Consider the following 15032-nt stretch of genomic DNA (forward strand, 5'->3'; position numbering starts at 1 on the left):
GCATCCGGATTGCCGGGCTCTCCGCCCATGAACGCTCCCAGCCTCTATCCGCATTCGCGACCCCTGGGTCAGATCCTGATCAGCAAGGGCATCCTCAGCGAGGATCAACTGCGAATTGCCTTGCTGGAGCAGATGAAGTCGAATCAGGCGATCGGGAAGTTGCTGGTCGCGCTCGGCTTTGTCTCGGAAGCGACGCTGCGCGACGCGCTCTCGGAAAGCCTCGGCAAACAGAGCGTCGATCTGTCGAATGCGATTATCGATCCGTCGGCGCTGAAACTCGTCCCGCGCGACCTCGCCAAGCGCCACCATGTGCTGCCGCTCGACTACGACGCGGAAAACCTGCGCCTGACGGTGGCCATCGCCGATATCAACGACATCGTCGCGCTGGACAGGATTCGTGGGCTGGCCGGCGACGAAATCGAGATCGACACCCTGCTCGCCGGCGAGACCGAGATCGATCGCGCGATCGACCAGTACTACGGCCATGAACTGTCGATCGACGGCATCCTGCACGAAATCGAAACCGGCGAGATCGATTTTCGCGGCCTGCAATCGTCCGCCGACGAGTACAGCCAGCCGGTTGTTCGCCTGATCGACTCGATCCTGACCGACGCCGTCAAGCACGATTCTTCCGATATCCACTTCGAGCCGGAGGCGAGTTTCCTGCGCATCCGCTACCGCATCGACGGCATGCTGCGGCAGATTCGCTCGCTGCACAAGACCTACTGGCCGGCGATGGCGGTGCGCATCAAGGTGCTTTCCGGGATGAACATCGCCGAAACGCGAGCTCCCCAGGACGGCCGCATCTCGCTCAACATGCGTGGTCGCCAGGTGGATTTTCGTGCCTCGGTGCAACCGACGATCCACGGCGAAAACATCGTGCTGCGCATCCTCGACCGGCAGAAGGGCATCGTGCCGCTGGAAGGTCTGGGTCTTGCCGAGAAGCAGCTCGATCAGCTCAAGCTGATGATCGCCCGTCCCGAAGGGATCGTCTTCGTGACCGGACCGACCGGCAGCGGCAAGACGACCACGCTCTACTCGGTGCTCAACCATATCAATTCCGAGGGGGTCAACATCATGACCCTCGAAGACCCGGTCGAATATCCGATGACTCTGGTCCGGCAGACCTCGGCGGCCGAGTCGGTGAAGCTCGATTTTGCCAATGGCATTCGCTCGATGATGCGCCAGGACCCGGACATCATCCTCGTCGGCGAAGTCCGCGACGCTGAAACCGCCGAAATGGCCCTGCGTGCGGCGATGACCGGTCATCAGGTGTATTCGACCCTGCACACCAATTCAGCGATCGGCGCCATTCCGCGCCTGCTCGACATCGGCATTCTGCCGGACATCATGGCCGGGAACATCATCGGCATCATTGCGCAACGCCTGGTGCGACGCCTGTGTGTGCACTGCAAGATCGCGTACCAGGCCGAGGCCCACGAAGCCCGTCTGCTGAGCAACCTGGTCGAAGGGCCACGCCCGGTCATCTACCGCCCCGGCGGCTGCGAGCGTTGCGATTTCCAGGGTTATCGTGGGCGTCTGGCGATCATGGAGCTGCTGCGCATCAACGGCGACATGGACGAACTGATCGCGCGTCGCAGTACCGTTCGTGAAATGCGGCAACTGGCGACTCGTCAGGGTTTCGCCACCCTTGCCGATGACGGTCTGCGACGGGTACTCGACGGCTCCACCTCGCTCGAGGAAATCGGCCGCGTCGTCGACCTCACCGACCGGATGTAGCACCGGTGCCGCTCTATACCTACAAGGCGGTCAACCCCGATGGGCGCCTGGTCTTCGGCAGGATCGACGCCATCAACCTGGTGGACCTCGAACTGCGACTGCGGCGCATGGAGCTCGACCTGGTCAGCGGCGAACCGCTCAGCAACCGCAGCCTGCTGGGCGGTGGTGGCGTGCCGCGTCGGGAGATCATTCACTTCTGCTTTCACCTGCAGCAACTGGTGCGCGCGGGCGTGCCCGTCCTCGAAGGACTCACCGACCTGCGCGACAGTCTGGAACATCCGCGTTTCCGGGAGGTGGTGGCGAGCCTGATCGAGTCGATCGAGGGTGGCCAGACCCTGTCGCAGGCCATGGACAATCATCGGCGCGTCTTCAACCAGGTCTTTGTCAGCCTGATCCGGGCCGGCGAGACGACCGGTCGCTTGCCGGAAGTACTGCAGAGCCTGAACGAATCGCTCAAGTGGGAGGACGAACTCGCGTCGCAGACGAAGAAAATGGTGGCTTACCCGGCCTTCGTCGGCTCGATCGTTCTCGCTGCCACCTTCTTTCTGATGGTCTACCTGGTGCCGCAACTCAAGCTGTTCGTCAAGAACATGGGGCAGGTGCTGCCGATGCAGACCAAGATCCTGTTCTTCGTCTCGGACCTGATGGTCGCCTACTGGTACCTGCTGCTTCTGCTGCCGGCTGTCGCCGCACTGGCCGTGAAATTCCTGCTGCACAGCAACCCGCTGGCGCGCCTGCGCTTCGACGGCATCAAGCTACGGGTGCCGGTGCTCGGGAACATCCTGCGCAAGATCGTCCTCTCCCGTTTCGCCAACACTTTCGCACTGCTCTATTCGTCGGGAATACCGATTCTCGAATCGATCCGGACGACGCAGGATGTCGTCGGCAATCTGGTGATTCGGCAAGGCCTGGAGCGGGTGGAACAACTGATCGGCGAGGGGCAGAACGTGACGGCGGCGTTTCACAGTACCGGCTTCTTCCCGCCGCTGGTGATCCGCATGTTACGCGTCGGCGAAAACACCGGCGCGCTCGATGATGCGCTCCTGAATGTCAGTTACTTCTATAACCGTGATGTCAGGGAATCCGTCCAGAAGATGCAACAGTTGATCGAGCCGCTGCTGACCGTGGTGATGGGCGGACTGCTCGGGTGGATCATGCTGTCGGTGCTCGGACCGGTGTACGACGTGATCAGCAAGATCAAGGCTTAGCGCCATGCATGTCCGTCGCCTCCTCTACCTCAGCGCGCATCAGCTCACGGCCTTCAAGTGGCAATCGGGTGTGCTGTCCGAGGAGGGTTCCTTCGACGCCACGGAAGCCGGGAAGCTTGGCTTTGCCAACTACCTCGCAGGCAACCGGAAGAGCATTTTCTCGATTCTCGCCAATGTCTCCGACGAAGGCTTCCATATCGAGACCATCCCCTTCCTGCGCGGCGCGGATCGAACGGCGATCGTCAGACGCAAGCTCGGGCAGCTGTTCTTCAGCGCCGCGCTGACCACGTCGATGTCTCTCGGACATCAGAAGTCACGCCGCAAGGACGAGCGCATCATGCTCGCCGCGCTGACCAACAACGAGGTCTTTGCACCCTGGCTGAGCGCCCTGGCCAGTGCCGAGTCGCCTCTCGCCGGTGTCTATTCGCTACCCCTGCTGGGTCCTGTACTGCTGCGCAAGCTCGGTATCACTGACGAGCGTTGCCTGTTGCTCACCATTCAGGACCAGAGCATCCGGCAGAGCTACCTGGAAAAGGGGGAGCTGTTTTTCAGCCGCCTCACCCCGCTGCACAACAGCAGCATTGGCGGCATCGCGCAGACCTTCGCCACCGAGGCGCGCAAACTGCAGCAGTATCTCGTCAGTCAGCGTCTCATCGGTCGTCAGCAGCCGATCAACGCCTACCTGCTGGCGCATGCGAATACCAGCAAGGCACTGGAAAGCAGTTGTGTCGACAGCGACAACCTGTCCTTCACCATTCTCGACATCGAGGCCTGTGCGCAACAATGCAGCTTCAAGACGCTCCCTGCGGATACCCGCTGCGAGCCGCTGTTTCTGCAGTTGCTGGCTGCTGATCCGCCGCGTACCCAGTTTGCCAGCGACGCGCAACGCCACGATTACCATTTATGGCTGGTCCGTTCGGTGCTGCAGGGAACGGGTGCCATTGCGCTGTTCGGCTGCCTGCTGTGGTCGGGCAGACAACTCTACGAGGCCTATCAACTCAACCAGGAGGTCGAAGTGATCACGGCGGAAACCAGCCTGGCGCGACGGCGCTACGAGGACATCCTCAAGACCTTCCCGCCCATTCCGACCAGCAACGAGAGTCTCCGACGAGTCATCAACCGCTACGTCGAACTGGAAAATGCCAGCACCTCGCCTGCGTACCTTTGGCGGGAAATCAGCCGTGCGTTGCACGACGCGCCGTCGATCGAACTCGACGGTATCGAGTGGAAAGCGGGTGGAACACAGCCGCCGCGCGCACCCCTTGGGGTCGAGGCGCAGCGCAATGAGCCGCCAGGTGTCGAACGCGAGATTGCCGTGGTGCACGGTACCCTGCGGCTCGGCGCAGAGAGTAATCCGCGCCAGGTCCTGGCGGCATTCAAGGGACTGGTTGACGCTTTGGAGTTGAACCCGCAACTGGAGGTGGAGGTATTGCAGCAGCCATTTGACGTCGAGTCGGGAAAACCGCTCAAAGGTGGCGACGCGACGGTCGCCGACAGCCAGCCGCGCGCTTTCAAGGTGCAGATCCGCAGGACGCGTGGCTCATGAACTTCGGCCGCTCCGACTTGCGCAAGGTTCAGGTGAGCGTGTTGGGAGCCGTGCTGATGCTGCTCGTCGCGGCGATCGTTCTGTATGTCGCGTATCAGCTCAGGGACAAGGCGCAACTGGCCAGAGTGGCCATTACCGCACAGCGTAGCGACGCCGATGGCAAGCTCAAACGGGTTCGCGACGAGGAATACGAGATTCGGCAAAAATCAATTCTCTTCAACCAGCTCAAGGAGCGTGGCATCATTGGCGACGAACAGCGCCTGGAGTGGGTGGAACTGCTGAAGGACATCCGTGACAAGCGTCGTTTGATCGATTTGCAGTACGAGATCGCGCCGCAGCGTTTGCTCGACGGCAAGTCGGCCGGGGAGTTTGCCTTTTCCGCCAGCGCCATGAAACTACGGGTGAAGTTACTCCACGAAGAGGATCTGAGCCGGCTTCTCGCCGACCTGCGAAGCCAGGCGAAGGCGCTGATCCAGGTCAAGGGCTGCAACGTCGAGCGTCTGCCGTCAACCGCCGACGAGCGGACGAGCGGTCGGGCAAGCTTGCTGGCCGATTGCGAAATCGACTGGCTGACGGTGCGCGAAGTCAACAGAAAGTAGCAACCAGCAGGGGGAGGGCAGTGATGACCAGGTTCTCGCGGGTGGCGGAGAAGATCATCACTGCGGTCGTGGGGGCTTGCGTGCTGCTGTCGACATGCCCCGCGGTACGCGCCGGGGATGATCTCGGTCGTTTGTTTTTCACCCCCGAGCGCCGCCAGCAACTTGACCGCCAGCGCGAGATGAATCTCCTGGACAAGCAGCAGGCACCAGCCGATCCGACGCTCACCGTAGACGGCGTCGTCACTCGCAGCAGTGGCAAGCGGACAGCGTGGGTGAATGGCAACCCGCAGCATGAGAATGATGCCTGGAGCGGCCTGACCGTCAGCACGCGGGCCGGGAATCCTGCGCAAGTGCTGATCGAATCGGGCGACGCGCCGGCGGCCAGGGCGCGTGTCGGCGAGACGGTCAACCGCAATACCGGTGAGTCGCACGATCTGCTGAATGGCGGTCGGATCAGTACTGGGTCAGGGGTTGCAAAATAACGCCGTGCGTCGAAATTGCTCCCTGTTCTTCTCAGCCCGCCAGCGTGGAGTGGCATTGCTGATATTCATGCTCTTCGTCTTTCTCGCCGCCACGGCCTGGACCCTGGGTCAGAGCCGTGCCACCGGTTTGCGCAGGCAGATTGACGAGACGACGGCCGCCGCGATGGCGCAGGCCAAGGAAACCTTGATTGGCCGTGCAGTGACCGACGGCAACCGCCCTGGAAGCCTGCCCTGTCCTGACGGGGATAACGACGGTGTGGCCGATCTCTTTGCCGGCCAGAATTGCCCCGCCTATGTCGGTCGCCTGCCGTGGAAGACGCTTGATTTGCCCGAATTGGTCGACGGCTACGGGGATCGGCTTTGGTACGCGATCTCTCCCGGGTTACGTGACCACCCTGCCGTGCAGCCGCTCAATTATCAGAGCGCGCTGCAACTCACGTTCGACGCGAGTCCGAACATTGCCGCCATTGTTTTTTCACCAGGTCCATCGCTCGCGACTCAGAACGGCCGACCAAGCGATGTCGTCGCCGACTATCTGGACGGCGCCAACAGCGACGGCGACAGCGCCTACGTTTCCGGCCCGCTGTCGCCGACCTTCAACGACAAGGCCTTGGCCATTACCCGGGATGACCTTTTTCGTACCGTCAACCAGCGTATTCTGGCGGAAATTCGTGGCCCTGACGATAACCCGGCGGGCGCTCCGACCTATGGCTTGCGCCGTTACTGGGCGGACAACGGCTTCTTCCCATGGGCTGACAGTGCCAGCGACGGCTTCGGAGACGCCGGCATCACGATCGGCAGCCTGCCTTTTAACGACCTGCTGATCAACCCGGCTGCTCTGATCTGGCTCAATCCCAACGGTTGGCTGCCGCTGGTTACTTACCAACGCCTCGGCCCGAACCTGGCCAGGATCGGAATCGTTGGCAGCGGTCACACGATGGACATCATCCCGTGCCCAAGTTCGCCCTGCCCGTGAGTCCTTCTTCCAGGAACCTCCCAGAGTTAATTCGCACGGGAGGTTTTTCTCTGGTTGAGTTGGCCATCGTTCTGATCATCGTCGCGCTACTCCTGAGCAGCCTGCTGTCACCTCTCTCAGCGCAGATCGACCAGCGGAACTACAATGAGACACAACAGCAGATCAGTGAGATCCGCGAGGCACTGATCGGTTTTGCCGTCGTCAACGGCAGACTCCCCAGACCGGCAACCTCGGCAACCAACGGCGCGGAAAAACCGGCGAACTGCGGCAGCGAAGTGAATTGCACTGGCTTCATTCCCTGGTCAACCCTCGGGGTCAAGAAGACGGACGCGTGGAACAAGATCATCCAGTACAGTGTCAGTCCGGAGTATGCCGATCTCCCACCATTTGCCTTGAATACTCTCGGCAGCAAGAAAGTGCAGACTCGCGATGGCGCCGGCAACGCCACGTATCTCATTGGTGCCAATGCCTGCAGCGTCGCTTCTCCGTGCGCACCGGCGGTCATCTATTCCGCCGGCAAGAATAACTTCGGCTTCGCCGAGGACGGTACCCCTCTGCCGAACGAATCGGCAAACAACGCTGACGAAGTTGCCAATGCAGGGGTGGCCTTGCCACCCCCCCCCCCGGTGTTCTTTTCAAGGGACCGGTACACTGTTCCGGTGGGTGGAGAGTTTGACGACATTGTCGTTTGGATTCCGCCTTACCTCTTGTTCAACCGCATGGTTTCGGCAGGCAAACTTCCATAACAGATGAACAACAAAGGCAGCTTTCTCACCGCCTTGCGCACGGCCGGAATCCTCCCGACCGACTCAGCGGAACTGCGCCTGCAGAAATCCCTGCTCTTCTTCGCTACTGGCCTGATCACGCTCGCGTCGATGGTCTGGTTGCTGATTTACTGGCAGCTCGGGCCGCAGTTCTCGTCGACCCTGCCCTTCGTCTTGCAACTGCTGCTCGTCGGCAATCTGTTGGTATACCTGAAGACGCTCAATTTCGAGGTTTTTCGGGTCGTCCAGTTGTCACTGTTCCTGTTCATGCCCTTCGTCGCGCAATGGAGCATCGGCAGTTTCATTACTGCCAGTGGCATCAGCCTGTGGGCCTTGCTGGCGCCTATCGGAGCGATCCTGTTCATCGGGCCGAGAGAGTCGGCCGCATGGTTCTTCGCTTACGTCTTTCTCACCACGCTCTCCGGAGTCTTCGATTACTACCTCGCCGAACCGCTGAACCTGCCTGCGTACAAGGTGCCGCCGCAGACCACGGCGTTCTTCTTTGCCCTCAACTTCGCCGCCGTGTCCAGCATCGTGTACCTGCTGCTGCGCTACTCGGACACCGAAAAGCACCGCGCTCGGCAGCACCTGCAGGAAGCACACCGCCTGCTGCAGATCGAGCAGGAGCGCTCGGAGCGTTTGCTGCTGAACATCCTGCCGGGTCCGATTGCCGAGCGCCTGAAAAACAGCACCCAGACGATTGCCGATGGCTTTGCCGAAGTTTCGGTGATGTTCGCCGACATCGTGAACTTCACCCGCGTCGCCGAAGGCCTGACCCCGCAGCAGGTGTTCGCCATGCTCAACAAGATCTTCTCGTGTTTCGACGAACTGGCCGAGCGCTATGGCCTGGAGAAGATCAAGACCATCGGTGATGCCTACATGGTCGCCGCCGGTCTCAATGCGGCGTCTCGTCATCCGACCGAGTCGCTGGTCGACATGGCGCTGGAAATGTGTCGCCTGCTGCACCATGATTTCAGCATCAACGAGATGCACCTCGAATTGCGCATCGGCATCGGCACCGGCCCGGTCGTCGCCGGCGTGGTGGGTAAGAAGAAGTTCATCTACGATCTCTGGGGCGACACGGTGAACATCGCCAGCCGTGTCACCACCGAAGGACTTCCCGGCATAGTGCAGGTGGATCAGCGAACCTACCGGCGCTTGTGCGATCGTTTCGATTTTCAGGAGCCGCAGACGATCTATCTGAAAGGCAAGGGAAACATGGTCGTCTATCGGCTGATCGGGCGACGCGCCGGCACAGCCGGCAGCCGCTAGACTGCGGGCGGCGTGCCGGGCTCGCGCCGGCACAGCTCGAAACACACCTTGCCGGCGACGTTGCTCGTCAGCCGCAGTTCGTAGCCGCCGCTTTCCGCCTGCTGCGCGGCGTGGTAGAGCCCGACGCCGAGGCCGTTCTCCGAGGCCACCGGCGCCCGCAGCAGGTCACCGAGTACCTCCTCGCCGATCGGGCTGCCGGTGTCACAGACGCACAGGCGCGAGGCGTCGGCGGCGAGTGTCAGGTGTACCCGCAGGCCGCTTTCCGCGCGGCCCTTGAGCAGTGCGTTCTGCAGCAGGTTGTCGGTGATGCTGTCGAAAAGCGCCGTCGGCAGCAGCACATCGGCCTGGAACTCTGCGGCGGCGAAGGTCACCGGTGCCGTCGCGTAGCGCTGTTGCTGAATGGTCCACCACATCTCCGCCGGCAGGACGCCGCCAGCCTCGGTCTGTGGTTTTTGCAGCTTGCTCAGCGTTTGCTGCAGGCGCTGGGTAATCTGCGGCAACTGTCGCTGCAGCAGCAGGTCGAGCCGGTCGTCGTCGTTGCCGCTCATGGTCTGCGCGAGAAAACACAGATTGTTCAGCGATTGCAGCAGATTCTTCACATCATGCGTGAGGCGGGCCCCGGTTTCATGGATGGCGCGCAGGTAGCTCACCTGCTGCAACTCGCGAGTGCGCAACTTGGCAAGGTAATGCTCGTTGGCCAACTGCGCCAGCAAGTGGAAATGCCAGATCAGGGCCGGACTGAGCTTGTGGCGGGTGTGCAGGGTCAGCAGCAGAGGTTGGCCGGGAAACTCGTGGCTGAAACGCGATGGCTTGCCGAATGCCCCGCTGCGGGCACCGGCGATCCAGGTGCCGCCATCGACCCACGGGAGGTCGAGCATCTCCGCCAGAGCCTGCGACAGGAAACGTTCGGGTTCGCTCTCGCTGCTGGCCAGCGTCGTCAATCGATGCAGCCACTTTTCGAAGGGCAGGCCGATGGTCAGCAGGTAGCGCGAGAAGAAGACGTCGATGCCGGTGAAGCCGGGACGGGTGTTCCACGTCCAGCCGATCAGCAGCAGCAGCAGAGCGATCGAGATCAGCGTGTTGAGCACGGCTTCGAAGTATCCGGACTGCCGCAGGAGCATGAACGCCAGGCTGCCGAGCACCAGCACGGCAATCAACAGGAAGATGAACAGGCTATAGAAGAGGTCGACCATCCCACCGCCGGGCCGGTCGCTCTCGCGCGACAGGGGGAGCAGCGTCATCGCCAGCAGGAACAACGGCATTCCCCAGGCGAATTCGCGATCCAGCGAAGGGCCGGTCAGGGCTGCGTGCGGTACCACCTTGGGCACCAGCCAGAAGAGCAGTGCCGCCAGCAGGTAGGCAAAGGCGACCAGGTAGAAGATGCGCGTCGGGCGATGGTCGATGAACATCACCCGTCCACCGACCAGAGCGGCGAGCATGACCACCCAGACGATCAGCAGCCACCAACCGTACCAGGCCGCGCCGCAGGCGAGCATCAGGGCAATCACCGCCAGGCCGGTGAGATCGACTTTTCTTTCGGCGTAGATGAACGGCTGCCAGAGAATGAACAGCCCGACGTTGACTACCCAGCACAGCAGGCTGATCGTCGTTGTGGCGCCGGCGACCAGTGCCAGGTGCACCACCGCGAGCAAGGCGATGAGCAGCCAGCGTTGGCGTTGACACAGCGCCGTGCCCATACGTTCGAGAACGGTCACGCGGCGCTCCTGGCGGTTGTCGGTAGCCGAGTGACAGGCCTGTGCATCAGTCGGACTCCGGGCAATAGTGTCGAAAATTCGACAGATCGGCAGGCTTTGACAGCCGGATCGGTGTAATTTTCCGGGCACGAAACATGCTATTAGCCAATATCATCGTCGACACGGACCGGAGAACCATATGAACCAGATGCGCAAGCAACAGTCGGGTTTTACCCTGGTAGAGATTGCGATTGTACTCGTCATCATCGGCCTGCTGCTTGGCGGGGTGTTGAAGGGGCAGGAACTGATCAACAGCGCCAAGGTGAAGAACATGGTCGGTGACTTCCGGACCGTGTCGAGCCTGGCCTATGGCTACCAGGACCGCTTCAAGGCGCTTCCCGGTGACCAGACGCAGGCTCAGCTTGACCTGGCCTTCGGTGCCGGCGTGGCCGCAGCATGCGCGCCACCGGCCGCCGCGGGTCAATGTGTGCAGAACAACGGGCGCATCGACGGCGCCTGGAATGCCGCCGCTGTGACCGACGAAACCTTCGTTTTCTGGCAGCATGTCCGCCTGGCCAACCTGGCGAGCGGGCCGACTCAGATCGCCAATCCCAATTACCAGCCGCGCAATGCCGATGGTGGTTTGATCGGCATCGAGAGCGGTCTGAATGCGGCCGGAGCGGCTGCGCCGTTCATTGTCGGCATGCGGGGAACTTTCTTTGTGTGCTCGGACGGCATCCTTGGGCGATACGTCAGGCAGATCGACACCGTGATGGATGACGGCGATACCGCCGCCGGCTCAGTCCAGGCCGTGCCGACCGGTAGCGCACGTGGTGCCGTCGCAGCGACGGCCACGGCGGCCATTCAGGACGGCGCGCAATACACGGTTTGCGCTTCATTCTGAGCGGGCGACGGTAGTCTGTCGCCGCCGGCAGGCGAAGCGCAGCTGCACGCTCACGCGGGTTGCTGCGCTCACTGTTTTTACCCTTGCAGTAATCGAGTCTCGGCAGCGGCCATGGCCGTCGGGGTACCCAGCACGACCACCACATCCCCGACCCGAAAACGGGTTTCCGGTGAGGGTTCCAGCCCGCGGATATTGCCCCGGCGAATCGCTGTCACTTCGACCCCAAGTCGCCGCAGGTCGAGTTCGTCCAGCGTGTGCCCGATGGCATAGGCACCAGCCACGAGGTGGATGGCGTGCAGACGTGCTTCCTTGCTGTCCAGCGCGTCTGTTTCGAGGTCACTTTCACCATGGAAGAATCCGCGCAACGTCCGATAGCCGGCAAGCCGCGTCTGACGGAAGCGCTCCAGCACCTGCGTGACCGGCACACCGGCATGTCGCAGCGCGTGCGAGGCGAGCACCATGCTGACTTCGAGAGTTTCCGGAACGACTTCTGCGGCGCCCGCGTGCCGAAGCGCCTCGATGTCCCGCTCGTCGAGCGTACGCACGATCACCGGCAACTCCGGATTGAGCTGGCGCACGTGTTCGAGGACTCTCTCCGCTGCACGGGTTTCGGCAAAGGTGATGATCAGCGTGCTGGCACGGCCGACGCCCGCAGCAAGCAGCGTTTCGCGGCGAGCGGCGTCGCCGTAGATGACGTTCTCTCCACCAGCCGCCGCCTCGCGCACGCGTTCGGGGTCGCGGTCGAGCGCCACATAGGCTACCGCTTCCTGCTCCATGAAGCGGGCCAGATGCTGGCCGCTGCGGCCGTAGCCGCAGATCACCACGTGCTTATCCGTATTCATCGTCTGCGCTGCGAGCTGGGTCAACTGCATTGAGCGCATCAGCCACTCGCTGGCGGCGAAACGCAGGACGATGCGGTTGCTGTACTGTACGATGATCGGCGCCAGCAGCATCGAAATGACCAGGGCTGCCAGCACGGCCTGCAGGGCCAGCGGTGGAACCAGGTGCAAGGGGCCCATTTCCGAGAGCAGGACGAAGCCGAACTCACCGCCGGCACACAACCACAGGCCGCTGCGCAGCGCGCTGCCTGGCGCGGCGCCGAAGAGGCGCGACAGGCCAAGCATCAACGCGAACTTGACGGCCAGCAGCGCGGCCAGCACGCCCAGCACCAGCGGCAGGTTGGCGAGCACCAGCGGGGCGTCGAGCAACATCCCGATGGTGACGAAAAACAGGCCCATCAGCACGTCGCGAAAGGGCTTGATGTCTTCTTCGACGTGATGACGGTACTGGGTTTCGGCAATCAGGATGCCGGCCACAAATGCGCCGAGGGCCAGCGACAGGCCGGCCAGTTCGGTCACATAGGCCAGACCCAGGGTGACCAGCAGCACGTTGAGCATGAACAACTCGGCCGACTTGCCGCGCGCGACGATGAAAAACCACTTGTTCATCAGCCGCTGGCCAAAGAACAGCACCAGCGACAGCACCAGCAAGGCCTTGACGGTCGCCACGCCGATCATCGTCGCCATCCGTTCCGGGGACTCGGAAAACGAAGGGATCAGGATCAGCAGCGGCACCACCGCGAGGTCCTGGAACAGGAGGACGCCCATGACCTCGCGGCCATGCGCGGAATCGAGTTCGAGCCGCTCGCTCAGCAACTTGGTGAGCACCGCTGTCGATGACATCGCCAGCGTGCCACCGAGCGCCACGCCCGCTTGCCAGCTCAGCCCCAGGCCGACCACGATGCCGGTGACCACCACCAGCGTCAGCAGTACCTGCAGCAGACCGAGGCCGAAAACGATGCGCTTCATGGAATGCAATTTGGGCAACGAGAACTCGAGTCCGATCGAGAACATCAGGAAGACGACGCCGAATTCAGCGAGATGTTGTGCCCCCGCAAAATCTCCTACGAGGTTGAGTGCACGCGGGCCGATGAGCGTGCCGACGAGCAGATAGCCGAGTACCGGCGGCAGATTGGCCAAGCGAAAAACGATCACCGAAACCACCGAGGCCCCGAGCAGCATCAGAATCGTTGGCAGCGTCTGCATCTTTCCGGTTCGTGCTTCCTGTCAGGTCTTCGTCGCGTGGCGCGCAGTCGGCGCGAGATGAGCACGCCGGGGCCTTCTGTTATACTCGCACCATGATAACCGCTGCCTTCTCATGAGCCAAATCCAGCCCTCGTCGAATGCGCTCAATCTTGCTCGCCGGGTGCTGCGCATTGAAGCCGAGGCCGTCCTGGCTCTGATCGACCGCATCGACAGTGATTTTCTCCAGGCGTTGCGGCTGATTCTCAATTGTCGTGGGCGGGTGGTGGTCAGTGGCATGGGCAAGTCCGGGCATGTTGGACGCAAGATCGCGTCGACCCTGGCCAGCACCGGCACCCCGGCGTATTTTGTGCATCCGGCGGAAGCCAGCCATGGTGACCTCGGGATGATTACCCGCGACGATGTGCTGATCGCGCTTTCCAATTCGGGCGAGAGTGCCGAACTGCTGATGATCGTTCCGATCATCAAGCGGCAGGGGGCCAAGCTCATCAGTTTGACCGGCAATGCACAGTCGACGCTGGCCATCGAGGCAGACGTGCACATTGACGCTGCCGTTAAGCAGGAAGCGTGTCCGCTGAACCTCGCGCCCACTGCCAGCACTACCGCTGTGCTGGCACTGGGCGATGCGCTGGCGGTGGCCCTGCTGGATTCGCGTGGTTTTGGCGCTGAGGATTTTGCTCGCTCGCACCCTGGCGGCTCGCTCGGGCGTCGCCTGCTGACGCACGTTCGCGACGTGATGCGCGTTGGCAGGGCGGTCCCGGAAGTCGTTCCCGCCACCACTTTGCCCGATGCCATCCTCGAAATGTCGCGTGGCGGAATTGGCATGACCGCTGTGGTCAGTCCGGAACATCGGGTGATCGGTATCGTCACCGACGGCGACTTGCGGCGTGCGTTCGCCAGGAACCTCGATCTGCGCGCATTGACGGTGAGCGACATCATGGGCCGGGAGCCACGCGCGATCGGACCTGAGCGTCTCGCGGTAGAGGCGGTGGAGATGATGGAGCAGCACCGGATCAACCAGTTGCCGGTGGTTGACGAAACGGGCATTCTGGTCGGCGCACTCAACATGCACGACCTCTTCAAGGCCAAGGTGATCTGATGTGGGCCACCCACGACTGTGAACGCGGAAGCGTCAGCACCCCTGGTCGCCGACGTATTCAACGAGTTGACCAACCGTTCGGCGCGCTGCCGTCACCGTGTTTCACGATGGCCGGGCGATGAGACAGTGGAGTAGCGCGGTTCTGCCGCTCAGCATTCTCCTGATCCTGCTCGCCCTGACTTCCTGGCTGCGCTACGCGACCGAATTCCCAGAAGCACGAAGCGATGGGAAGAATCGTCACGACCCCGACTACATCGTCACCGATGCGAAAGGGCGCAAGCTCGACCCATCGGGCAGACTGCTGTACACGCTGGTGGCTGATGAGCTTCGCCACTACCCGGACGACGATACGACGGATTTTCTGGGGCCGACCTTGGTGTACCTGCATCCGACGCGGCCGCCGGTGACCATCAGTGCTCGCTACGGTCATTCGACTGCGCAAGCTCAACGCGTGGATCTCAGCGAGCAGGTCGAGGTACGCCGCGCGGCCACTGACAAGGATGCGGAACTGCTGGCCGAGACGTCCGAACTGACGGTACTGACCGAAGAGGAAAAGGCTTTCACCAGGAGCAAGGTGCTGATCACCCAGGGGAACTCGTGGGTACAGGGGGTCGGCATGCAGGCCGACAACCAGTTGCAGACCTATATACTCGAATCGCAGGTTACCGGACAAATCGAGAGCCATTTCGCCAGGAAGAAACCCTAG

13 protein-coding genes are annotated in these 15032 nt (G+C 62.1%); 11 read left to right on the forward strand and 2 right to left on the reverse strand.

Annotated features, from left to right (window positions below; genetic code table 11):
* Positions 1-27 precede the first annotated feature (27 nt).
* From AC15MQ_RS19475 to AC15MQ_RS19510, 8 genes are all read left to right on the forward strand, one after another.
* On the forward strand, positions 28-1740 hold the full coding sequence (locus tag AC15MQ_RS19475; protein WP_287669014.1) for a GspE/PulE family protein: 1713 nt from the start codon (positions 28-30) through the stop codon (positions 1738-1740).
* 5 nt (positions 1741-1745) lie between these two features.
* The gene (locus AC15MQ_RS19480) at positions 1746-2948 is read left to right on the forward strand and encodes a type II secretion system F family protein (protein ID WP_287669012.1); all 1203 of its coding nucleotides are present in this window, start codon (positions 1746-1748) and stop codon (positions 2946-2948) included.
* Positions 2949-2952: 4 nt separating this feature from the next.
* Positions 2953-4494, forward strand: coding sequence for a hypothetical protein (locus tag AC15MQ_RS19485; RefSeq protein WP_287669010.1), 1542 nt, complete (start codon positions 2953-2955; stop codon positions 4492-4494).
* Positions 4491-5093, forward strand: a complete 603-nt coding sequence (locus AC15MQ_RS19490) for a hypothetical protein (RefSeq protein WP_287653386.1) — start codon at positions 4491-4493, stop codon at positions 5091-5093. Before AC15MQ_RS19485 ends, AC15MQ_RS19490 begins: the two co-directional genes overlap by 4 nt.
* Before the next feature lie 23 nt (positions 5094-5116).
* On the forward strand, positions 5117-5575 hold the full coding sequence (locus AC15MQ_RS19495; protein WP_287653387.1) for a hypothetical protein: 459 nt from the start codon (positions 5117-5119) through the stop codon (positions 5573-5575).
* A 163-nt stretch (positions 5576-5738) separates the two neighbouring features.
* A complete protein-coding gene (locus tag AC15MQ_RS19500) occupies positions 5739-6551 on the forward strand; it encodes a hypothetical protein (RefSeq protein WP_287653388.1) in 813 nt (270 codons plus the stop codon).
* The gene (locus AC15MQ_RS19505) at positions 6527-7297 is read left to right on the forward strand and encodes a type II secretion system protein (protein ID WP_332337292.1); all 771 of its coding nucleotides are present in this window, start codon (positions 6527-6529) and stop codon (positions 7295-7297) included. Before AC15MQ_RS19500 ends, AC15MQ_RS19505 begins: the two co-directional genes overlap by 25 nt.
* A gap of 3 nt (positions 7298-7300) precedes the next feature.
* The gene (locus tag AC15MQ_RS19510; protein ID WP_483081055.1) at positions 7301-8587 is read left to right on the forward strand and encodes an adenylate/guanylate cyclase domain-containing protein; all 1287 of its coding nucleotides are present in this window, start codon (positions 7301-7303) and stop codon (positions 8585-8587) included.
* On the opposite strand, the gene AC15MQ_RS19515 is transcribed toward AC15MQ_RS19510, so the two are convergent.
* Positions 8584-10302 carry an ATP-binding protein gene (locus AC15MQ_RS19515; protein ID WP_483081056.1) on the reverse strand — a complete coding sequence of 573 codons (1719 nt, stop codon included), beginning with the start codon at positions 10300-10302 and terminating at the stop codon, positions 8584-8586. The two genes, AC15MQ_RS19510 and AC15MQ_RS19515, sit on opposite strands and share 4 nt — an antisense overlap.
* Before the next feature lie 178 nt (positions 10303-10480).
* On the opposite strand from AC15MQ_RS19515, the gene AC15MQ_RS19520 reads away from it, so the two are divergent.
* Positions 10481-11185, forward strand: coding sequence for a prepilin-type N-terminal cleavage/methylation domain-containing protein (locus tag AC15MQ_RS19520; RefSeq protein WP_353849968.1), 705 nt, complete (start codon positions 10481-10483; stop codon positions 11183-11185).
* A 77-nt stretch (positions 11186-11262) separates the two neighbouring features.
* On the opposite strand, the gene AC15MQ_RS19525 is transcribed toward AC15MQ_RS19520, so the two are convergent.
* Positions 11263-13230 carry a monovalent cation:proton antiporter family protein gene (locus AC15MQ_RS19525; RefSeq protein ID WP_483081057.1) on the reverse strand — a complete coding sequence of 656 codons (1968 nt, stop codon included), beginning with the start codon at positions 13228-13230 and terminating at the stop codon, positions 11263-11265.
* Positions 13231-13342: 112 nt separating this feature from the next.
* Here AC15MQ_RS19525 and AC15MQ_RS19530 point away from each other — a divergent pair, with 112 nt between their 5' ends.
* Positions 13343-14326: a KpsF/GutQ family sugar-phosphate isomerase gene (locus AC15MQ_RS19530; protein ID WP_332337290.1), complete on the forward strand. Its 984-nt coding sequence runs from the start codon at positions 13343-13345 to the stop codon at positions 14324-14326.
* Positions 14327-14444: 118 nt separating this feature from the next.
* Positions 14445-15032, forward strand: coding sequence for an LPS export ABC transporter periplasmic protein LptC (gene lptC, locus AC15MQ_RS19535; protein WP_287653394.1), 588 nt, complete (start codon positions 14445-14447; stop codon positions 15030-15032).

It is taken from the genome of Candidatus Accumulibacter propinquus, from assembly GCF_056856495.1.